Here is a 20,805-nt window from a genome sequence, read left to right on the forward strand (position 1 = left end):
TCGTGGATTACGAAGCCTACCGCAGCTACCACGCGGTAAACCTGGAGTCGCAGACCCACTCGGCCAGCCAGGTCGAGCTGGTGCTGGTGCTGTTCGACGGCCTGCTGGAAGAGATCGCCCGCGCCCGCGGCCACATCGAGCATGGGCGCTTCGAGCAGAAGGGCGAAAGCATCAGCAAGTGCATCAACATCCTCAACGGCCTGTCCAGCGCGCTGGACTTCGAGGCCGGCGGCGACGTGGTGACCAATCTGGCCCGCTTGTACGACTACTGCGCGCACAAGCTGTACCAGGCCAGCATCGAGCTGGACGCCGAAGCGCTGGCCGAGGCCGAGTCGCTGATCGTCAAGCTCAGGGGCGGCTGGGTCGGCGTGCGGGACCAGCATGCCGAGGCCTGACACGGCGAGCTGGTGCCGCGAGATCGCCGCCGCCGCCGAGCGGCGGGACTGGGCGACGCTCGCGGCGCTGGACGCGCGGCTGCGCGCCCGGCTGTCGGCGCCGGACTGCGATCTGACGCCGGAGGACAGGGCGGCGCTGGGCGCCGCCTATCGCAGCGCGCTGGCGCAGAGCCAGGGCGAACTGGACGAATTGCAGCACAGGCTGGCCGGACTCGGCCGGCAGCGCGAAGGCCAGCTGGCCTACGCGCAATTCAGCGAATGGGAACAAGCATGAGCAGAGTGGCACCGCCGCAGATTCCAACTTCGCCGCCGCAGGCCGGCGGCGACGCCGTCGCCGCGGCTCAGGACGAGCTCGGCGGCCTCGCCGCCGCGCCGGACCTGGATTTCGCCGACGCTATGCAGTCGGCGGCCCAGCCGGAACCGCTTGAGGCCGCCGAGCCGGAGACGGCCGCCTTGCCGGCGCTTGTTGCCGATTCCGCCGCAACGAGGACGCCGCCGCCGGGCGAGAGCGACGAGGGCGACAAGGACGGCGACGCGCCGCGCCGGCCCGATCCTGTCGCGCTGAGTCCAGCGATGCTGCCGTCGCCGCTGTTGTCGGCCTTGCTGCCGCAGCAGCAGCAGCAGCAGCCGGCCCCGGCCCGGCCGCGCGAGAACGCCGCCGTCGACGCCGCGCCGGCCGGTCTGGCCGCGACGCCCGCGCCGACGCCGCTCGCCGCCAAGGCGCTGGCCTCGCAACTGGCCGAACTGGCCGCGCCGCGCGAGCAGGCGGCCCCCGCCGCCCAGGCCGCGCCGTTGCCGGCCGCGCCGGTGGCGGAGCAGCCGTCCCGGCCGGCGGAAACTTTCAGCCTGGCGCTGCCGCCGGCGCAGCCGGACAGCTGGAGCGGCAAGCTGCAGACGGCACTGGGCGAGCGCTTGCCGCAGTGGGTCGGCCAGAACATCGATCGCGCGACGCTGAGGCTGGACCCGCCGGCGCTCGGCACGCTGGAAATCGCCATACGCCACCAGGCCGGCGCGCTGACGGTGGAGTTGACCGCCTCGCACGGCGAGGTGGTGCGCCAGTTGCAGGGCATAGGCGAGGCGCTGCGCCAGGATCTGGGCAGCCGCCAGTACACCCAGGTGGCGGTGGACGTCAGGGAAGGCCTGCCGACCGGCCACGGCCAGGGCGGCCGCCAGGGGCGCGAGCAGCAGGCCCAGCAGCAGCCGGGCCGCGCGCTGGGCGGGCAGCTCGCCGGCGAATTTGAATTGGATCAGGGCTAGGAAGGCAGCGACAGATGAATAGCAGAACCCTGATCACGGCCGCGCTGGTGGCCGTCATGGTGGCCGGCGCCGGCGCCGGCGGCTGGTGGTATTACCAACAATCGGCGCAGGCCGCGCCGGCCCGGCCCAAGCCGGTCGACTACCGTTTCATCACGCTGGACAAGATCATCGTGATGCTGAGGAGCGAGGCCGGCGGCGATCCGCGCTATATGGCGGTCGACCTGGTGTTCCGCAGCAGTCCGGAGGGCGAGGCCAAGGTGAAGGAACAGCTGCCGCTGCTGAAGAGCGTGGCGGTGCGCGCGTTGTCGCAGTTGACGCGCGAGCGCGCCAACGCGCTGGGCATAGACGACTACCAGCAGCTGCTGGACCGCGCCTACCGCGCCAATTTCGCGCGCGAGGCGCGCGAGCGGCCGTTCAGCGAGGTGATGGTCAGCAAGCTGATCATCGAGTAGGCCGATGTACGCCGAGAGCTACGCGCAGCCGTCCCGCGCGGCCGACGAGGGCCGGCACCTGGCCGCCTACGCGCCGCTGGTCAAGCGCGCGGCGCGCCAGCTGGCCAGCCAGGCCGGCGGCGTGTTCGATCGCGAGGACATGGAGCAGATCGGCCTGATGGCCTTGCTGGACTGTCTGCGCCGCTACGGCGGCGAGCCGGACGAGCGCTTCGCCGGCTTCGCCATGCTGCGCATCCGCGGCGCCATCCTCGACGAATTGCGGCGGCTGGACTGGCGGCCGCGCGCGGTGAGGCAGGAGGCGCACCGCGTCCGCGACGGCTTGCGCGAGCTGAGGCGCAAGCTCAGGCGTGAGCCGAGCGAGGCCGAGGCGATGTCCTTGCTGGGGCTGGACGCCGACGGCTATCGCGAGGCGCTGCTGGCCGAGAACGCCGAGGCGATGGCCAGCTTCGACGAACTGGTGGCCTCGGGCATGGAGATGGCCGCCGACGGCACGCCGGAGGCGCGCCTGGAGCGGCAGAGCGAGCTGGCGCGCGCGCTGACCGCGCTGAACGAGCGCGAGCAGCAAGTGATCCAGATGTATTACGAATTCGAACTGAGTCTCAAGGAGATCGCGGCGGTGCTGGACCTGACCGAGGCCCGAATCTGCCAGATCAACAAGAGCGCCCTGAAAAAGATGCAGGCCTGCCTGACGGCGGCCTGAAGCAAGGAAACACCCATGCAGCAATTGTTTGGCATTGTGATCGTGCTGGTTTGCGTCTTCGGCGGCTTCATGCTGCACGGCGGCGTGCTGTCCATCATCTGGCAGCCGACCGAGCTGCTGATCATCTGCGGCGCGGCGCTCGGCGCCATCGTGCTCGGCAATCCGCCGCATGTGCTGAAGGAGATGGGCGGCCAGATCAAGCGCGTGGTGGTGCGCAAGAAGCAGGGCGCCGAATTCCAGCGCCAGCAGCTCTTGCTGATGTACGAGCTGCTGATCACCGCCAGCGGCGGCCTGAAGGCGCTGGACCAGCACGTGGAGGCGCCGCGGCAGAGTCCGCTGTTCAACCGCTATCCGCTGGTGCTGGAAAGTCCCAAGCTCCTGGCCTTCATCGTCGACAACTTCCGGCTGATGGCGATGGGCAAGATCAACGCCCATGAGCTGGAGGGCGTGCTGGACCAGGAACTGGACGCGATCCACGAGCAGCTGAACCAGCCGTCCAAATCGCTGCACAAGATCGCCGAGGCGATGCCGGGCTTCGGCATCCTGGCGGCGGTGCTGGGCATCGTGATGGCGATGAACACCGTCGGCCAGGGCGCCGGCGCCGGCGAGATCGCCGCCGACGTCGCCGCCGCCATGGTCGGCACCTTCATCGGCATCTTCTTCTGCTACGGCGTGCTGGACCCGCTGTCCAACGTGATGGGCCAGCAGGTCAAGGAAGAGCTGTCCAACTTCGAGTCGGTCAAGGTGGTGCTGACCACTCACGTTTCCGGCAAGCCGCCGCTGCTGGCGATCGACGCCGGTCGCCGCCTGGTGCAACTGAACACCAAGCCCAGCTTCTCGCAGCTGGAGTCTTGGATCAACGCGCTGGAAGGCGTGTAAGCGATGGCGCCGATCAAGAACAAGGACGGCCACGACGGCGCGGTGATCAAGCGGGTGTCACGCCGCCACGACGAGGAGGGGCACGGCGGGGCCTGGAAGGTGGCGTTCGCCGACTTCGTGCTGGCGCTGATGTGCTTGTTCCTGGTGCTGTGGGTGCTGGCCGCGCGCGATCAGGAGAATCTGCAGCAGCTGCTGACGACCTCCGGCGGCAGCCCCTTGCTGCAGGGCAACGGCCGGCAGATCGACCATATGGGCAATCCGCCGGGCACGCTGATTCCGCGCGACCCGATTCCGGGCCAGAACGGCAGCCAGGCGGCCAGCAAGTCGGCGGTGCGCGACAGCGACAAGCGCGCCAGCGAGCAGCCGGAACTGCCGCGCCGCAGCTACGACAGCGAGGCCGATCTGCGCAAGCTGGCCAGCCAGTTGGCCGAGATGAGCAAGCAGGCGGGCCTGTCCAGCAATCTGCAGACGGTGATCACGCCGTACGGTCTGCGCATCACGCTGCACGACACCGACCAGCAGGGCATGTTCGAACGCGGCAGCGCCATTGTCGAGACGCGTTTCCGCGGCTTGCTGCAGCAGATGGGCGCGATGCTGGGCGAGATCGACAACCGCCTGCTGCTGGTCGGCCACACCGACGCCGCGCAATACCACAGGGCGGGCAGTTTCAACGCGATGTCCAACTGGTCGTTGTCCAGCAACCGGGCGATGGCGGCGCGCATGCATCTGATGCAGGGCGGCCTGGCCGGCGACGCGGTGCTGCAGGTGGTGGGCATGGCGGACCGCGCGCCGCTGGATGCCGGCCATCCGCTGGCGGCGGTGAACCGGCGCATCGAATTGCTGGTCCTGACGTCGGGCCAGGCTCAGGCCGTGGTGGCGATGTATGGTTCGGCGGCAGACGGCAAGACGGGGCTGGCCGGTGTTGCGTCGGCGCTACCAAATGCGAATGACTTGCAAAAACTGAGGGAAAATACCATCGGTATTCGTTGATTTGCTGTTAAGATTGTTTGATCACAAAAGCCTTTGCGTTGCAAGGCTTTTTTTTGTGCGATTTTCACACAAATTTTAACCAAATTATTTACAATTTCCCCGCCGTTGATAACAATGTCGCCTGTATGAGCCAAATCTCATATCGCGAACAATAAATAATGACTCAGGCATCTCCCGTCTCGCGGGGGTTGTGTCGGATAGTCGGGGACGTGTTACCGAGATGAATCAAGAACAAGTTAGGCAGATGTTGCGGCAGACGCCGCTGTTTGGTCATTTGGCAGATGACACCCTGGAGCGGGCTCTGGAATGTTGCGAGACCGTGCGCCTGGCGAAGGGGGAGGCCTTGTACGCCGAAGGGGGCGATTCGGACGCGGTTTACCTGCTGCTTGCCGGTTGCATGCAGGTCTTCGTCGCCGATCCGGGTGGCAAGAAATACGTTTTGCAGATGGCGATGCCGGGCGCGATGCTGGGCATGGAGTCCTTCGTCGACGGCGGCGAGCGCAGCAGCGGCGCGGTGGCCGACGAGGAAAGCGCGCTGTTGGCGTTCTCTCGCGCGGCCTTGCGCGAATTGTTCGACAGCGAGGACGGTCTGCCCGGCTGCGACAAGGTGCGCGGCAGCATCATGTGCTATCTGGTCTCGCTGGTGCGCCACATGACGACGCTGGCGCGCAATCTGGCGCTGCTGGACGTCTACGGCAGGGTCCGCATCCTGATCAATCAGATGCTGATCGAGCAGGACGGCGTGCTGATCCTGCGCAAGCAGTTGACGCAACAGGAGATCGCAGACCAGATCGGCTCCTCGCGCGAGATGGTCGCGCGGATACTGAAGGAGCTGATCTACGGCCACTACATACGGATGGAAAACCGCCGCATCGTGGTACTGAAGATGCTGCCGGAAAATTTCTGACGCCGTGGGCGGCGGCCTCCGGCCGCCGTTTCCGTTTGGAGCCGCACCTGGGCCGGGGCGCGCCGACGCAGCCGGTACGGAGCGGCGCAACCGAGGATCGGGGGTTTTGTCGGCGGGTCTTAAGTTTGACGCGCAGGCGTCGCCTTGTATCGATATCAGACCGCTATAGTCCACAGGCAGACAGATGCAGATATCTTCCATTTTTTCCCGCGGCAGCGAGCCGGCGGCGGCCGGCAAGGCCGAGTCCGCCGCGGCCGCGCCGATCGCGCGAGCCGTCGAGCCGGCCGCGCCGGCACTGGCAGCCACCTTGCAGGCGATGCCGGAAATCGACCAGGCCAGGGTGGACGAGGTGCGCGCCGCGCTGGCGCGCGGCGAGGTGCGTTTCGACCCGCGCCGCTTGGCCGAGCTGATCGAGCAGTATCACGGCGGACGCTGATGGAGGCGGGGCAGGCGTATCGCTGCTTGTTCGCCACGATAGGCGCCGACCTGGCCGACTATCCGCGGCTGCTCGAATGGCTGGAGACCCAGTTCCGCGCGGCGCTGGCGCATGACGCCGAGGCGCTGGAGCGCTGCGCCGGCGAGATCTCGGCGCTGTGCGACAGGCTGGAGCGCAGTCGCCGCGAGCGCCTGGCGGTGGTCGATGCCTTGCTGCCGGCGTCGGCCGAGCGTTCGATGGCCGAAGTCTTGAAGGCCTTGCCGCAGGCGCTGCGCGAGCAGGGCGACGCGCATTGGCGGCGCCTGCGCGGCCTGATCGCCGATTGCCGCGAGCGCAATCTGCGCAACGGCCGGCTGTTGCAGGAGCGCAGGCAGTTGTTGCAGCGCGTGCTGGAGGGGGAGAGCGATGTTTACGCAGCGCAGTGAGGGCTGGCCGGCGGTCGGGTCCGTCCCGTCGGCCGACGCGGTGGCGCTGCCGCTGGATCTGCCGTCCGGCGGCGCCGGTTTTTCCGAGCAGTTCGCCGGCGTGCGCGCCGAGGTCGAGCGCTTCATCGCCGACGGCGAGCCGGGTTCCGCCCAGTCCTTGTCGCCCGAGGCCTGGCGGGTCCGTCAGCAGCTGGGCGCCGGCGGCGCCGATTTTTCCGGCGTGCCGCAGGATGCCCGGGCCTTCGTCGACGAGATGCTGCCGCATGCGCAGGCGGCGGCGGCGCGTCTCGGCGTGACGCCCGATCTGGTGCTGGCGCACGCGGCGTTGGAGTCGGGCTGGGGGCGAAAGCCGCTGACGCGCGCGGACGGCAGCAACGGACATAATCTGTTCGGCATCAAGGCGGACGCGCGCTGGCGCGGCGAGGCGGCGGCGGCGCTGACGACGGAATTCGTCGGCGGCCGCAGGCAGAGCAGGGTGGAGTCGTTCCGGGCCTATCCGGATTATCGCGCGGCCTTCGACGACTACGCCGATCTGCTGGCGTCGAATCCACGCTATCGCGCGGCGCTGGGTGTCGGTTCGGACGCCAGGGCCTTTGCCGACGCCCTGGCGCGCGGCGGCTATGCGACCGATCCCGGCTATGCCGGCAAGTTGGCCGGTCTGGCTGAGCAGTTCCGCAAGCGCGCCCGTTGAGCGGCGCGGACGATGGATTGGCGCCAATGGCGCCAATTTTTGTTTTTGCTGTTTTTGGGAAAATAAAAAGGAAAAAGCCGAAATCTTGCGATTTCGGCTTTTTGACTGGTGGAGGTAAGCGGGATCGAACCGCTGACCTCTTGCATGCCATGCAAGCGCTCTCCCAGCTGAGCTATACCCCCAGTATGCTGGCGTCCCCACGGGGATTCGAACCCCGGTTGCCGCCGTGAAAGGGCAGTGTCCTAGGCCTCTAGACGATAGGGACGTGAATCTGAATCAAATTGTGATGTGGTGGAGGTAAGCGGGATCGAACCGCTGACCTCTTGCATGCCATGCAAGCGCTCTCCCAGCTGAGCTATACCCCCACATAAAGCCTTGGCGTCCCCACGGGGATTCGAACCCCGGTCGCCGCCGTGAAAGGGCAGTGTCCTAGGCCTCTAGACGATAGGGACTAAATTGTTGGTGGAGGTAAGCGGGATCGAACCGCTGACCTCTTGCATGCCATGCAAGCGCTCTCCCAGCTGAGCTATACCCCCACATATCCGCCGATTTCGCTTTCGCGATGACCGTTGGGTCTCGACAGGAGGCGAACTATACCTTGACCAATTTCGCCGTGCAAGCGCTTCGTGAAAATATTTTGAAAAACCGTAGAAATTACCCATTTTGACTGGCGAATGCGGTATCGGGCGCGACAGGGCGGCCCGGTATGGATATTGATATTTATTTATGGAATAAGATCGGAAAATAATATTACTTAACGTTCTAACTTGCCGCTGATAAGGTAGCGCCATGTCCGGCCGCAGGGGCCGGGGGAACACCGCATACCGATGGAGATTCGACGATGAAGAAACTGAATGCCGTGCTGCTGTTGGGACTGTCGCTGGCCGCCGTCGCGGCCCAGGCCGACGATCTGGCCGATATCCGCAAGGCGGGCGTGCTGAAGATAGGCACCGAGGGCACGTATGCGCCGTTCACCTACCATAACGCCGCCGGCGAGCTGACCGGCTTCGACGTCGAGATCGGTCAGGCCATCGCCAAGCGGCTCGGCGTCAGGCCGCAGTTCGTCGAGGGCAAGTGGGACGGCCTGATCGCCGGCCTGGACGTCAAGCGCTACGACGTGGTGATCAACGAGGTGGCGGTCACCGACGCCCGCAGGCAGAAGTACGACTTCTCCACGCCCTACATCGTGTCCAAGGCGGTGCTGATCGTCCGCGACGACAACCGCGACATCAAGCGTTTCGAAGACCTGAAGGGCCGCAAGTCGGCCAATACCCTGACCAGCAATTTCGGCAAGCTGGCGCAGCGCTACGGCGCCGAGATCGTGCCGACCCAGGGTTTCAACGAATCGGTCGCGCTGCTGGAGTCCGGCCGGGTCGAAACCACGATCAACGACAGCCTGTCCTTCCTCGATTTCAAGAAGAAGCAGCCGGGCAGCAAGCTGAAGGTGGCCGCGACCGAGGCCAGCGGCGAGGCGTCGGCGGTGCTGCTGCGCAAGGGCAGCCCGGAATTGAAGGCGGCCATCGACAAGGCGCTGGCGGCGATCAAGGCCGACGGCAGCTACCAGAAGATTTCGTATAAGTATTTCGGCGCCGACGTGTCGCGTTGAGTTGAGGAATGGCAATGCCCCCGTGGTTGCAACTGATGGCGGACTCGCTGCCGTCGCTTCTGTATGCCGGCATGATGTTCACGGTGCCGCTGACGCTGCTGTCCTTCGCCGGCGGCCTGGCGCTGGGCCTCGTCGTGGCGCTGGTCCGGCTGTTCGGGCCGCGCCCGCTGGTCCTGCTGGTGCGCGGCTATTCCTGGCTGGTGCGCGGCACCCCGCTGTTGGTGCAGCTGTTCGTGATCTTCTACGGCCTGCCGCGCGTCGGCATCGTGTTCGATCCGTTCCCGGCGGCGCTGCTCGGCTTCGTGCTCAGCGTGGGCGCCTATACCTCGGAGGTCATACGGGCGGCGATCGCGTCGGTGCCGAAGGCACAGTGGGAGGCGGCGTATTCGCTGGGCATGAGCTGGTCGCAGGCGATGCGCCGCACGATACTGCCGCAGGCGGGCAGGGTGGCGGTGCCGCCGCTGGCCAATTCCTTCATCTCGCTGGTCAAGGACACCTCGCTGGCGGCGGTGCTGACGGTGCCGGAAATGTTCCAGGCCGCCCAGCGCATCGCCGCGACCACTTACGAACCGCTGTTGCTGTATCTGGAGACCGCCTTCATCTATCTATTGCTGAGCACCGTGCTGACCTGGCTGCAGGAGCGGCTGGAAAAACGTTTCGACCGCCATGTGGCGCCTGTGGGGGCGACGGCATGATCCGGCTGAACGACATCGTCAAATCCTTCGGCGGCCATACGGTGCTGGACCGCGTCAGCCTGGAGCTGGCCGAGGGCGGCGTCACCGCGCTGATCGGCCCGTCCGGCAGCGGCAAGAGCACGCTGCTGCGTTGCGCCAACCTGCTGGAGACGCCGGATGCCGGCGAGCTGTCGCTGGCCGGCGAGACGCTGCGCTTCGCGCCCGGCCGCCGTCTGCCGCGCGAGGCCATCCTGCGCGTGCGCCGCGCCACCGGCATGGTGTTCCAGAGCTTCCAGCTGTTTCCGCACCAGACCGCGCTGCAGAACGTGATGGAAGGCCTGTTGACCGTGCAGCGCTGGCCGCGGGACGAGGCCGAGGCGAGGGCGCGCGAATTGCTGGACAAGGTGGGCATGGCGCACAAGGCCGATGCCTGGCCGTCCACGCTGTCCGGCGGCCAGCAGCAGCGGGTGGCCATCGCCCGCGCGCTGGCGCCGTCGCCGCGGCTCTTGCTGTGCGACGAGCCGACGTCGGCGCTGGATCCGGAGCTGGCGGCCGAGGTGGTGGCGGTATTGCGCCGGCTGGCGGAAGACGGCGTCACCATGCTGATGGCGACGCACGATCTGCGGCTGGCGGCCAGCGTCGCGCGCGACGTGGTGCTGCTGGAGCACGGCAAGGTGGTGGAGGCGGGGCCGGCCGCGCAGATTTTCGGCGCGCCGCGCGAGGCGCGCACCGCCGAATACGTGGCGACGCTGACCGCAGGCGCGCGCGCGGTTTCGCTCTAGCCTTCCGCCGACGACGAGGCGCAGACGCGGGCCCGTCCCTGGCGCTTGGCCTGGTAGAGCTGGCGGTCGGCTTCCTCGATCAGCGCCTGCGGCGTCAGCTCGTGGCGGGCGACGACGGTGGCGACGCCTATGCTGGTGGTCACCACGTCGGCGACGTCGGAGGCGGCGTGGGGAATCGCCAGCTCCCGGATCGCCGCCAGCGCGGCGTGCGCGACGCCGACGGCGCCGGCGCTGTCGGTGTCGGGGAGGACGCAGGCGAATTCTTCGCCGCCGTAGCGCGCGGTCAGGTCGTGGGGGCGCCGCGCCGATTGCCTGATCGCCTGCGCGACGCGGCGCAGGCAATCGTCGCCCGCCTGGTGGCCGTAGTGGTCGTTGAAGCGTTTGAAATGATCGACATCGAGCATCAGCAGCGAGATCGGCTGCTGCAGCCTGGCGCATTGCAGCCAGTCGGCCTGCAGCACCTCGTCGAAGCGGCGGCGGTTGGCGACGCCGGTCAGGCCGTCGACCAGCGCGATGGCGCTGAGCAGGTCGGTCTGGAACTTCAGCGCCAGATGCGTGCGCACCCGGGCGCGCAGTATCGTGTGGTTGACCGGCTTGACGATGTAGTCGACGCCGCCGAGCTCGAAGCCGCGCGCCTCGTCGGCCTCCTCGCGCTGCGCCGACACGAAGATGATGGGCACGGCGCGGGTGCGGACATCGGCCTTCAATAGCCGGCACACCTCGAAACCGTCCATGCCGGGCATCACCAGGTCGAGCAGGATCAGGTCCGGCATCACGGCCTGGCACTGTTCTATCGCCTGCTCGCCGTTCAGGGCCATGAAGATCTCGTAATCGTCCTTGAACAGATCGCGCACCAGCAGGATGTTGGCGGTCTGGTCGTCGACCACCAGAATCTTGGGCCGCGTCGCGGCGTCGGTCGGCTCGGTCGGCAGTGGATCCATTTACGCTTCGCTTTCGATCAGATGCTTGACGATGCTGGCCGCCGGCGCGAATTGCAGCAACTGCACCTGTTCGACCAGGTCTTCGACCTGCGGCCGGACGCGTTCCGCCGCTTGCGGCGGCAGCGACATCACCAAGTCTATCGCCGCCAGATTGCCGCTTTCCAGCAGCGGAAGTATCGCATGCAGCCGCTCCCGCCATTGCTGCGGCGACAGCGGCTCGACCGGCGCGTCCTCGGACGGCGGGGGCAGCCGTTCGGCCAGCCGGCCGATGCTGTCGCGCGTCAGCTGCCTGAGTTCGGCGCCGGCCCCGCGCCAGTCGCCGGCATCGGCGCCGGAACCGGCTTTGGCGCGTCGCTCCAGCTCTGCGGCGCGGCGAGCCAGCGCGGCGGCGCCGACGGTGGCCGCGATCCCTTTCAGTGAATGGAAGGTGGCGGCCAGGCCGGCCGTCGCACCGTCGTCCAGCTGCCGTTCCAGTTGTTCCAGCACCCGTTCGGCTTCCGGGCCGAAACGGCGTAGCGCCTTGTGCATCGCTTCCTGGCTGAGGCCGAAGCGCCGCAGCACCCGCTCCTCCGGCTCGATGTCCTGTTCGGACGGCGTTTCGGCGCCGGCATCGGCGGGCGCGTCCGCCGCCCGGCCGGTCAGCGCGAGCAGCCTCGGCACCAGTTGGTTGATGTCTATCGGTTTGCCGATGTGGTCGTTCATCCCGGCGGCCAGGCACGCGTCCCGGTCGGCGGGGCTGGCGTTGGCCGTCATCGCCAGTATGGGCAGGCCGACGCCATGGTCGCGGATGCGGCGGGTGGCCTCCAGGCCGTCTATGTCCGGCATCTGCATGTCCATGATCACCGCATCGAAGCGGGCGCCGGCGGCGGTGGCCATGGCCACGCCCTGCAGTCCGGCTTCGGCCATGTCCACCCGCGCGCCCTCTATGGCCAGCAGCTCCGACGCCACCTGCCGGTTCAGCGCATTGTCCTCGACCAGCAGCAGCCGCATGCCGGCCAGCCGCCGTTCGGACGCGGCCGGCGGCGGCGTTGGCGCGTCGTGCAGACTGCGCGCCACGGTTTCCAGCAGTTGCTGGGGCGTGACCGGCTTGCTCAGGAAATCGGCGAACGGCGTGTCGTCGAGGTCGAGCAGTTCCGACAGTGCTTCGCGGCCGAAGGCGGTGACCATGATAAGCACCGGGGGATGCTCGGCGACGGCTTGACGCAGACGGCGGGCGGCGTCGATGCCGTCCATGTCCGGCATGTACCAGTCCATCAGCACCACGTCGTAACGCCGGCCGGCCTCTGCGGCGTCGACGACCGCGCTGAGCGCGGCGGTGCCGCTGGCCGCGTAGTCGGCATGCCAGCCGGCCGCGCGTATCGTGCCGCCCAGCACCTCGCCCATCAGCGGATTGTCGTCCACCACCAGGATGCGCAGCCGTTCCGGACCGAGCGGAGGCGGCTCGGCCAGCGGCGCGGCGTCGGCGATGTCCATTTCGAGATCGAACCAGAAGCGGCTGCCGCGTCCCGGTTCGCTTTCCACTTGCAGCCGGCCGCCCATCAGCGAGGTCAGGCGCTGGCTGATCGCGAGACCCAGGCCGGTGCCGCCGAAGCGCCGGGTCGTGGAGGCCTCGGCCTGGGTGAAGCCTTCGAAGATGCGACGCTGCTGTTCGGGGCTGATGCCTATGCCGGTGTCGCGGACGGCGAAGCGCAGCAGCGCGCGTTGCTCCCGGAGTCGCCGCAGGCCGACGCTGATCACCACCTGGCCTCGCTCGGTGAATTTCATCGCGTTGCCGGCCAGATTGATCAGTATCTGCTGCAGGCGCAGCCGGTCGCCGGCCACCGCCGTCGGCAGGGCCGGGTCGATCTCGAATACCGTCTCCACCTCTTTCTTGCCGTGGCTGCCGGACAGGATCACGCCGAGCTCGCGCAGCAGTCCGTCCAGCAGGAAGGGGTGCAATTCCAGCTGCAGCTTGCCGGCCTCGATCTTGGAGAAGTCGAGTATGTCGTTCAGCAGGCCAAGCAGCGATTTGGCGGCGGTCTGGGTCTTGGCGACGTAGTCGAGCTGGCGCGGGTCCAGCGTGGTGTGCTGCAGCAGCTGCAGCAGGCCCAGCACCGCGTTCAGCGGCGTGCGGATCTCGTGGCTCATATTGGCCAGGAACTGGCTCTTGGCCATGCTGGCCTGCTCGGCCTGCTGCTTGGCCTGCATCATTTGCGCCTCGGAGCGGCGTCGTTCGGTGATGTCGACGGCGATGCCGACGTAGCCGTCTATGGCGCCGGCTGCGTCGCGTATCGCGGTCACCGCCAGCGAGACCGCGACATGGCTGCCGTCCTTGCGCACATAGGTCCATTCGCGGATTTCGGCGCCGGCGATTTCGGGCAGATGGACGAAGACCCTGAAGCCGGCGACCTCCTCGCCGTATTGCGCGCTCAGTTCGCGTCCGCGGGCGACGACTTCCTGCTCCAGGTGGAAGCGGGCCGGCGTGCAGAGGCCCACCATCTCCTGCTGGGTGTAGCCCAGCATCCGCTCGGCGCCGGCGTTGAACACGGTGATCAGGCCCTTGGCGTCGGTGGCGATGATGGAGACCTCGGACGCGGCGGCCAGCACATTGGACAGCAGCAGGTTCAGCCGCTGGATTTCGGCGTCGGCCAGCTTGCGGCGGGTGGTGTCTATGCGCAGGGCGATGATGCGCTCGATGTCGCCGTGCTCGTCGGCCAGCGGCGCGATCACGGTGTCGGACCAGCGCAGGCTGCCGTCGCGGGCGCGGTTGCAGATCTCGCCGTGCCAGGCCTCTCCGTGCTGAAGCGTTTCGCGCAGTCCCTGCCAGAAGGCGCTGTCGTGTTGGCCGGAGGAGAGCAGGCGGTGGTCCTGGCCGAGCAGGTGTTCGCGGGCGTAGCCGCTGACTTCGCAGAAGCGGTCGTTGACTTCCAGGATGCGGCCGTCGGCGTCGGTGACCGAGTATTGCAGCTGCTGGTTGATGGTGCGCAGCAGCGCCTCGTTTTCGCGCAGCGCGGCGGCCAGCCGGATGCGGCTTTCCACCATTTCGGTGACGTCGTGGACCACCGAATAGAAGCCGCGCACGACGCCGTCGACGATGTCCGGCATGTAGTTGACCAGCGTGTGGCGCATCCTGCCGTCGGGGGCGGGCTGGGTGCGCTCGAACTGCACCGCCTCGCCGCGCAGCGCGGCCTCGATGTGGGGGAGGCTGGTCGCCAGCGAGGCCGGGTCCATCAGTTTGGAGAGCGGCGTGCCGGGCAGGCTGTCCGGCGGGCGCCTGAACCAGTCGTGGTAGGCGCGGTTGGCCAGGTGGTTGACCAGGTCGCGATCCCAGTAGCCTATCATCGACGGCACGGCGTCCAGCATCGTGCGCAGGTCGCGGCGCATGCTTTCCAGCTGTCGGGTGCGTTCCTCCACCTGCTCCTCCAGCCTGGTGTTCAAGGCCTGCAGCTGCTCCTCCATCGCCTTTTGCTGGGTGATGTCGCGCAGCGTGGCCGAGATGCCGACCGCCCTGCCGTCATTGTCGTAGATCGGCGACAGCGATACCGCCGCGTCCATCAGCGCGCCGTCCTTGTGGCGGCGCAGCGTCTGGAAGTGTGCGACGCGCTCGCCGCGGCCGATGCGGGCGAGCAGCGCCTCCTCCTCCGCTTGTCGCTGCTCCGGCACGATCAACTTCGGCAGCGACCGGCCGACCGCTTCGGCGGAGGCGAAGCCGAACATGTCCTGCGCCCCCTTGTTCCAGCTGACGATGGTGCCGTCCAGCGTCATGCCTATGATGGCGTCTATCGAGCTTTCGACGATGGCGGCCAGGTTTTCCTGGGTGTCTTGCAGGCGGCGGCGCGACAGCACATTGCTGCGCCAGGCGTAGGCCAGCGCCCCGCCGATCAGGCTGAACACGGCGCCTATCAGCGCGGCGAGGTCGGTCGACGGCAGGCGCAGGCCGGCGGCGAAGGCCGGGCTGGCGTGGAAGGTCAGCTGCCAGACGCGGCCGAAGATCGGGGCGGACTGGATGGCGACGGCCGAAGGATGCGGCGCCCGGGCCTGGGTGCGGAAGAAGGTGATGGGGCTGGCCGGATTGGTGGTGTCGCTGAGCTCCAGCCAGCCGCTGCCGGGGGCGAAGGGGACTTTCTTCAGCGCCTCGTCTATCTGCAGCGGCGCGTAGCTCCAGCCCAGCGCCAGTCGGCGGCGCGCTTCCACGCCTTCCGGCGTGCGGACGCCGCGGTAGATGGGCAGCAGGAGCAGGAAACCCTGTCCGGGGCGGGCCGAGGACTGTTTCAGCGTGATCGGCTCCGACAGGCGCGTCTCGCCGCTGTCCACCGCCTCCTGCGCGGCGCGGCGGCGGGCCGGGTCGGAGGCGATGTCCAGGCCGATGGCGGAGGCGTTGGCTGGGGGCTCGATCAGCTGGACGATCGCGTGTTCGCCCCGGTAGGGCCGGAACTGCTGGATGGCGAAGGCTTTGTCGCCGCCGGCGCGGATGTCGGCGACGAAGCCGGCCAGCGCGTCGGCGGGCACGCGGCGGATGAAGCCGAAGCCTCGGGTGCCGGGGAACTCGCGTTCGATGTCGCGGCTCAGGCCGTAGCGATGGAAGGCCGCGCGATCGGGGCCGCGCTCGCCGGCGGCGACCACGACGCCGCGAGCGCCGCGCAGGCCGTACTGGTAGCGGTTGAGCCGCTCGGTGACGCCGGTCAGCGCGTCTTGGGCCGCCTGGCTGGCGGCCTGGCGCAGGATGTCGGTATTGCGGCTCTCCATCAGTCGGCAGGAGAGCGCGGTGAGGAGCAGGCCCAGGATCAGCGTGCCCGCCGCCCACCGGATGGCGGAATAGGGGGAAAGCTTTCTCGTCATGGCTCGTTTCGTCGCAGCGGTTGGCGCGGGGCTCCGGGTCGCTTGGCGAGCCCGGCTGTTTGATCATAGTTGCGATTTGGCGACGATGGGACGATGACGGATGGTTTGGAAACGAAAAAAGCCCGCGTGTGCGGGCTGTTTCCAATAATGTGACGCGGTCGTTTGGTGGAGGTAAGCGGGATCGAACCGCTGACCTCTTGCATGCCATGCAAGCGCTCTCCCAGCTGAGCTATACCCCCGCTTGACGCTGCGTTCACAGTGAGGCGCAGTATAAGGGCATCGATTTGGCTTGTAAATACCCGGTGCCGCGAAAAGTGAAAATTGCCGAGAGCGCGCCTGTGCGCGGGCATGGAGGGGGCGTCGATGACATCCGGGCATGGCGATGCCGGCGGACAGGACGCTGTGGCCGGCCTGGGCCTCGGTTATAATCGGCGGTCCGGATATGCAGGAAGGCGCCGATGTCGGTTGGCCATTACGAAAACTTCCCGGTGGGATCGCTGCTGTTGCCGCGCAGGATGCGGCGCGCGGTGCATGCCATCTACCATTTCGCCCGTTACGCCGACGATGTGGCCGACGAGGGCGACGCCGACGCCGCGAGCCGGCTGGCGGAGCTGGACCGGCTGGAGGCCGATCTGGACCGCATCGCGGCAGGCGAGCCGCCGAGGATAGCGCTGATGCGGCCGCTGGCGGCGGCCGTCGCCGAGCACGGCCTGCCCTTGCAGCCGATGCGCGACCTGTTGTCGGCCTTCCGCCAGGATGTGGTCAAGACGCGCTACGACAGTTTCGGCGAACTGGTCGACTACTGCAGGCGTTCGGCCAATCCGGTCGGCCGGCTGATGCTGGCCTTGTACGGGGAAACCGATGCGCGCAGCCTGGCGCAGGCCGACGGCATCTGCACCGCCTTGCAGCTGATCAATTTCTGGCAGGATGTGGCGGTGGACTGGAGCAAGGGCAGGGTCTACCTGCCGCAGGAGGATCTGGCGCGCTTCGGCGTGTCGGAGCGGCAGATCGCCGACGGCCGCGTCGATGCCAAGTGGCGCGCGCTGATGCTGTACCAGGTGGAGCGCGCCCGCAAGATGCTGCAGGCCGGCGCGCCGCTGGGCAGGACGTTGAGTGGCCGGCTGGGGCTGGAGTTGCGGCTGATCGTGATGGGCGGCGAGCGCATTTTGCACAAGCTGCACGCGTCCGGCGGAGATGTGTTCGCGCAGCGGCCCAGGCTGGGCGCCGGCGATTGGGTCTATATGATGTGGCGGGCGTGCCGGGCCAGGTGAGCCGGCGCGACGCCGTGAAATGCAGTCGGCTCGCGGGGCGGGCCGTCGACAAGTTGGGGGAGAGGCGCGTGACGCCGGATCAGTATTGCGAAGACAAGGCCGCGGCCAGCGGTTCCAGTTTCTACTACAGCTTCCGTTTTCTGCCGGAGGAGCGGCGGCGGGCGATCACCGCGCTGTACGCCTTCTGCCGCGAGGTCGACGACGCGGTCGACGAGTGCCAGGACCCGGGCGTGGCCCAGGCCAAGCTGGCCTGGTGGCGGGGCCAGGTGCAGCGCGCCTACCGCGGCGAGGCCGACCACCCTGTGATGCGGGCGCTGCTGCCTCATCTGGAGGCTTTCGGCCTGCCGCAGTCCGAGCTGGAGGAAGTCGTCGACGGCATGGAGATGGACCTGGGCATGGTCCGCTACCAGCGTTTCCAGGACCTGCTGCTGTACTGCCACCGGGTGGCAGGCGTGGTCGGCACGCTGGCGGCGCGCGTCTTCGGCTACAGCGACGAGAAGACGCTGGAGTACGCGCACGAATTGGGCGTGGCCTTCCAGCTGACCAATATCATCCGCGACGTCGGCGAGGACGCGCGCCGCGACCGCATCTACCTGCCGATGGACGAGCTGCAGCGCTTCAACTGCCCGGCGATGGACATCCTGCATTACGAGGAAAGCGAGGCCTTCAAGGCCTTGATGACATTCCAGATCGAACGCGCGCACGAATATTACCGCAAGGCCTGGGAGCTGCTGCCGGCGGCCGACCGCAAGGCGCAGCGGCCCGGCCTGCTGATGGCGGCGATCTATCGCGCCACGCTGGAGGAGATCAGCCTGGACGGGCCGGCCAAGGTCTTGAACCAGCGGCTGTCGCTGACGCCGGTGCGCAAGCTGTGGCTGGCCTGGAAAACCTGGACCTTCGGCTACCGGCCGTGAAGCCCCGCGTGGCGGTGGTCGGCGCCGGCTGGGCCGGCCTGGCCGCGGCGGTGGAGCTGGCCGGGCGCGCCGACGTCGCCGTCTACGAGGCCGGCCGCGAGCCGGGCGGTCGGGCGCGCTGCAGCGGCCGCGGCGACGACAGGTTTGACAATGGTCAGCACATCCTGCTCGGCGCTTATGCAGAATGCCTGCGCCTGATGCGGACGGTCGGCGCCGATCCGGACCGCCTGCTGCTGCGGCGTCCGCTGCAATGGTGGCGGGACGGCGGCGTCAAGCTGCGCTGTCCGAGGCTGCCGGCGCCGCTGCATCTGCTGGTCGGGCTGCTGAGCGCCGACGGCCTGGCCTGGTCCGACAAGCTGGGCCTGCTGCGCGCGCTGGGCGGCCTGAAAGCCGCCGGCTACCGGCTGCCGCGCGATTGCAGCGTGGCGGACTGGCTGGTGGAGCGGGGGCAGGGCGATGCCCTGGTCCGCGATTTCTGGCGGCCGCTGGTGCTGTCGGCGCTGAACACGCCGCCGGAACAGGCGTCGATGCAGGTGCTGGCGACCGTGCTGCGCGACAGCCTGGGCGCCGGGCGCGCCGACAGCGATCTGTTGCTGCCGGCGGCGGACCTGTCGGCGCTGTTTCCCGAGCCGGCCTGGCGCTGGCTGGGCGAACGCGGCGCGGCGCTCCATCGCGGCAGCCGCGTGCGGCGACTCGAGTCCGGAGACGGCCGGCCGCGGGTGGACGGCGTCGAATACGACGCCGTGGTGCTGGCGACGGCGCCCTACCATGCGGCCGACCTGCTCGACGACGCCGGATTGCGCGAGAAGCTGGCGGCCTACCGCTACTGGCCGATCGCCACCGTCTATCTGCGTTTCGACGCGTCGCCGCGGCTGCCGGCGGCGATGATGGGCGTCAGCGGCGGCGCGGCCGACTGGCTGTTCGACCGCGAGGCGCTGGCCGGCGAGGCCGGGCTGGTCGCGGCGGTGCTCAGCGCGCCGGCCGAGCTGCCGGAGCCGGCCGAACTGGCGCGGCGGGTGCTGGGCGACGTGCGGCGGCTGGCGCCCCACCTGGGCGAACCGTTGCAGAGCAAGACGATAATCGAGAAGCGCGCCACGTTTGCCAGCGCGGTCGGCCTGGAGAGGCCGGGACCGCTAAGCCCGTGGCGGCATATTTACCTTGCCGGGGATTGGGCCTGTCCCGACTACCCGGCGACACTGGAGGGGGCGGTGCGCAGCGGCGTGGCCGCGGCGGCGGCCGTGATGCGGGACTTGCGGATAGAGCGACAATGACGATGAAGACAGAATGGGCCGGCGACGCGCTGGCAGGGCGCGTGATCCTGGTGACGGGCGCCACCCAGGGGATAGGGCGCGAGACGGCGCTGGCCTTGGCCCGCCACGGCGCGGCGGTGGTGCTGCTGGCGCGCAGCGTCAAGGGGCTGGAGAAGGTCTACGATGAAGTAGCGGCCACCGGCGCGCCGGAGCCCGCCGCGGTGCCGCTGGACCTGCTGAGCGCCGGAGAGAACGAGTTGGGCACGCTGGCGATGACGATCAAGCGCGAATTCGGCCGGCTGGACGGCATCGTGCACTGCGCCTCGCACTTCTACGCCTTGTCGCCGCTCTCCAACCAGACCATAGAAGAATGGATGAACCAGTACCGGATCAATACGGTGGCGCCGTTCGCGCTGACCCGGGCCTGCCTGCCGCTGCTGAAGGAGGCGCCGGACGCGTCGGTGCTCTTCGTCGGCGAGCATCACGCGCTGCATCCGAAAGCCTATTGGGGCGGCTTCGGCGCCTCCAACGCCGGCCTGCCTTATCTGACCGCGGTGGCAGCCAGCGAATGGGACATGCATCCGAATCTGCGCGTCAACCTGCTGCTGCCGGGGCCGGTCAATTCGCCGCAGCGCAACCGCACCCATCCGGGCGAGGACAAGAGCGAGCGCGGCGACCTCGCCGACCTGATGCCGCACATGCTGTACTGGCTGGGGCCGGACAGCCGCGGCCGCAGCGGCGAGGTGGTGGAACTGGACCTGCGCAAGCCGCGCAGCTGACAAGAAAGGCGGGACGAGCATGAAAAGACTGCTGTTGCTGGCGGCGATGCTGGCGCTGGGCGGCTGCAACTGGGTGAACAGCGTCACCGGCCTGAGCAAGGAGTCGGACAAGGCGGTCGGCGCCGCCTGCCGGCAGACCGGCCGCTCGCTGGAGGCGTGCTATCTGCGCAACCCGGACGCCGACAAGGCCTCGATCTACTCCGGCTGGCGCGAGATGAACGAATACATGGCCAAGAACAAGCTGGAGACGATGGAGCCGCCGCCGGAGAAGCAGGCCGCCAGCGCGGGGCCGGGTGGCGGCGCCCGGCCCGCCAGCTCGGCGATGGCGTCGCCGGCCGGGGCCGGCGGCGGCGACGGCCAGCCCAAGCCGCTGAGCAGCGACGAGGCCGACCAGGCGGCGAAGAACGACCCGCAGGTGGCGGCGGTACTGGCGGCGATACGCAACGGCGGCAAGGACGGCAAGGACGCCAGCGGCGGCAAGCATTCGCAGGGCAATAAGGGCGAGGCGGACCAGAACCGGCTGCTGAACATCATCAATCAATTGAACAAGACCGACGCCAGCCGTCCGCCGGGCTGAGCGTAGGCCGATTGTCCCCGGGCTGCCCCGCGCGCGCCGTCCTGTTATCCTTGCGCCTTTA

21 protein-coding genes and 6 tRNA genes are annotated in these 20,805 nt (G+C 68.3%); 19 read left to right on the top strand and 8 right to left on the bottom strand.

From position 1 onward, the window contains the following. The first annotated feature begins 2 nt into the window (after nt 1-2). From fliS to flgJ, 11 genes are all read left to right on the top strand, one after another. Nucleotides 3-395, top strand: coding sequence for a flagellar export chaperone FliS (gene fliS, locus WNM05_RS09420; protein ID WP_434634440.1), 393 nt, complete (start codon nt 3-5; stop codon nt 393-395). Beyond that, nucleotides 382-669, top strand: a complete 288-nt coding sequence (locus tag WNM05_RS09425; RefSeq protein WP_434634442.1) for an ABC transporter substrate-binding protein — start codon at nt 382-384, stop codon at nt 667-669. Before fliS ends, WNM05_RS09425 begins: the two co-directional genes overlap by 14 nt. Next, nucleotides 666-1,652 (top strand): flagellar hook-length control protein FliK, encoded by a 987-nt coding sequence (locus tag WNM05_RS09430; protein ID WP_434634444.1) that lies wholly within the window; start codon nt 666-668, stop codon nt 1,650-1,652. Before WNM05_RS09425 ends, WNM05_RS09430 begins: the two co-directional genes overlap by 4 nt. Before the next feature lie 14 nt (nt 1,653-1,666). Next, a complete protein-coding gene (locus tag WNM05_RS09435; protein ID WP_434634446.1) occupies nt 1,667-2,104 on the top strand; it encodes a flagellar basal body-associated FliL family protein in 438 nt (145 codons plus the stop codon). A gap of 4 nt (nt 2,105-2,108) precedes the next feature. Continuing rightward, nucleotides 2,109-2,804 (top strand): FliA/WhiG family RNA polymerase sigma factor, encoded by a 696-nt coding sequence (locus tag WNM05_RS09440; RefSeq protein ID WP_434634448.1) that lies wholly within the window; start codon nt 2,109-2,111, stop codon nt 2,802-2,804. 15 nt (nt 2,805-2,819) lie between these two features. After that, nucleotides 2,820-3,683 (top strand): flagellar motor stator protein MotA, encoded by an 864-nt coding sequence (motA, locus tag WNM05_RS09445; RefSeq protein ID WP_434634449.1) that lies wholly within the window; start codon nt 2,820-2,822, stop codon nt 3,681-3,683. 3 nt (nt 3,684-3,686) lie between these two features. Then, complete coding sequence (locus tag WNM05_RS09450; protein WP_434634451.1) at nt 3,687-4,673, top strand: flagellar motor protein MotB; 987 nt, start codon at nt 3,687-3,689, stop codon at nt 4,671-4,673. 274 nt (nt 4,674-4,947) lie between these two features. Then, the gene (locus WNM05_RS09455; protein ID WP_434634453.1) at nt 4,948-5,580 is read left to right on the top strand and encodes a Crp/Fnr family transcriptional regulator; all 633 of its coding nucleotides are present in this window, start codon (nt 4,948-4,950) and stop codon (nt 5,578-5,580) included. A 184-nt stretch (nt 5,581-5,764) separates the two neighbouring features. After that, nucleotides 5,765-6,016: a flagellar biosynthesis anti-sigma factor FlgM gene (gene flgM, locus WNM05_RS09460; protein WP_434634455.1), complete on the top strand. Its 252-nt coding sequence runs from the start codon at nt 5,765-5,767 to the stop codon at nt 6,014-6,016. Then, entirely contained in the window at nt 6,016-6,441 is a 426-nt protein-coding gene (flgN, locus tag WNM05_RS09465; RefSeq protein WP_434634457.1) for a flagellar export chaperone FlgN, read from the top strand. Before flgM ends, flgN begins: the two co-directional genes overlap by 1 nt. Continuing rightward, complete coding sequence (gene flgJ / locus WNM05_RS09470; RefSeq protein ID WP_434634460.1) at nt 6,422-7,132, top strand: flagellar assembly peptidoglycan hydrolase FlgJ; 711 nt, start codon at nt 6,422-6,424, stop codon at nt 7,130-7,132. The genes flgN and flgJ overlap by 20 nt, the downstream gene beginning before the upstream one ends. A gap of 106 nt (nt 7,133-7,238) precedes the next feature. On the opposite strand, the gene WNM05_RS09475 is transcribed toward flgJ, so the two are convergent. The 5 genes from WNM05_RS09475 to WNM05_RS09495 form a co-directional block, all read right to left on the bottom strand. Further along, nucleotides 7,239-7,314: transfer RNA gene (locus WNM05_RS09475), tRNA-Ala, on the bottom strand. 7 nt (nt 7,315-7,321) lie between these two features. Then, a tRNA-Glu gene (locus WNM05_RS09480) sits at nt 7,322-7,397 on the bottom strand. A gap of 24 nt (nt 7,398-7,421) precedes the next feature. Further along, nucleotides 7,422-7,497 (bottom strand) — tRNA-Ala (locus tag WNM05_RS09485). Between the two features lie 11 nt (nt 7,498-7,508). After that, a tRNA-Glu gene (locus tag WNM05_RS09490) sits at nt 7,509-7,584 on the bottom strand. Between the two features lie 8 nt (nt 7,585-7,592). Then, nucleotides 7,593-7,668 (bottom strand) — tRNA-Ala (locus WNM05_RS09495). A gap of 305 nt (nt 7,669-7,973) precedes the next feature. Here WNM05_RS09495 and WNM05_RS09500 point away from each other — a divergent pair. Genes WNM05_RS09500 through WNM05_RS09510 form a run of 3 tightly spaced genes read left to right on the top strand, consistent with a single transcriptional unit; the run spans nt 7,974 to nt 10,194 of the window. Further along, entirely contained in the window at nt 7,974-8,738 is a 765-nt protein-coding gene (locus tag WNM05_RS09500) for an amino acid ABC transporter substrate-binding protein (RefSeq protein WP_434634463.1), read from the top strand. Between the two features lie 8 nt (nt 8,739-8,746). Next, the gene (locus WNM05_RS09505) at nt 8,747-9,433 is read left to right on the top strand and encodes an amino acid ABC transporter permease (RefSeq protein ID WP_434634464.1); all 687 of its coding nucleotides are present in this window, start codon (nt 8,747-8,749) and stop codon (nt 9,431-9,433) included. After that, a complete protein-coding gene (locus WNM05_RS09510; protein WP_434634465.1) occupies nt 9,430-10,194 on the top strand; it encodes an amino acid ABC transporter ATP-binding protein in 765 nt (254 codons plus the stop codon). Before WNM05_RS09505 ends, WNM05_RS09510 begins: the two co-directional genes overlap by 4 nt. Here the strand turns inward: WNM05_RS09510 and WNM05_RS09515 are convergent. The 3 genes from WNM05_RS09515 to WNM05_RS09525 form a co-directional block, all read right to left on the bottom strand. Beyond that, entirely contained in the window at nt 10,191-11,135 is a 945-nt protein-coding gene (locus WNM05_RS09515) for a diguanylate cyclase domain-containing protein (protein ID WP_434634467.1), read from the bottom strand. The genes WNM05_RS09510 and WNM05_RS09515 overlap by 4 nt on opposite strands. Beyond that, nucleotides 11,136-15,953, bottom strand: a complete 4,818-nt coding sequence (locus tag WNM05_RS09520; protein WP_434634468.1) for a PAS domain S-box protein — start codon at nt 15,951-15,953, stop codon at nt 11,136-11,138. Between the two features lie 163 nt (nt 15,954-16,116). Then, a tRNA-Ala gene (locus WNM05_RS09525) sits at nt 16,117-16,192 on the bottom strand. Between the two features lie 219 nt (nt 16,193-16,411). Between WNM05_RS09525 and hpnC the strand changes: the two genes are divergently transcribed. The 5 genes from hpnC (at nt 16,412) to WNM05_RS09550 (ending at nt 20,744) form a co-directional block, all read left to right on the top strand. Beyond that, nucleotides 16,412-17,224, top strand: a complete 813-nt coding sequence (hpnC, locus tag WNM05_RS09530) for a squalene synthase HpnC (protein WP_434634470.1) — start codon at nt 16,412-16,414, stop codon at nt 17,222-17,224. Nucleotides 17,225-17,292: 68 nt separating this feature from the next. Further along, nucleotides 17,293-18,138 carry a presqualene diphosphate synthase HpnD gene (hpnD, locus tag WNM05_RS09535; RefSeq protein ID WP_434634472.1) on the top strand — a complete coding sequence of 282 codons (846 nt, stop codon included), beginning with the start codon at nt 17,293-17,295 and terminating at the stop codon, nt 18,136-18,138. Continuing rightward, a complete protein-coding gene (hpnE, locus tag WNM05_RS09540) occupies nt 18,135-19,409 on the top strand; it encodes a hydroxysqualene dehydroxylase HpnE (protein WP_434634474.1) in 1,275 nt (424 codons plus the stop codon). The genes hpnD and hpnE overlap by 4 nt, the downstream gene beginning before the upstream one ends. Beyond that, nucleotides 19,406-20,167, top strand: a complete 762-nt coding sequence (locus WNM05_RS09545) for an SDR family oxidoreductase (protein WP_434634475.1) — start codon at nt 19,406-19,408, stop codon at nt 20,165-20,167. Before hpnE ends, WNM05_RS09545 begins: the two co-directional genes overlap by 4 nt. 19 nt (nt 20,168-20,186) lie before the next feature. Continuing rightward, nucleotides 20,187-20,744, top strand: coding sequence for a hypothetical protein (locus tag WNM05_RS09550; RefSeq protein ID WP_434634478.1), 558 nt, complete (start codon nt 20,187-20,189; stop codon nt 20,742-20,744). Nucleotides 20,745-20,805 lie beyond the last annotated feature (61 nt).

It is taken from the genome of Chromobacterium sp. CV08, assembly GCF_051129845.1.
GTDB lineage: Bacteria > Pseudomonadota > Gammaproteobacteria > Burkholderiales > Chromobacteriaceae > Chromobacterium.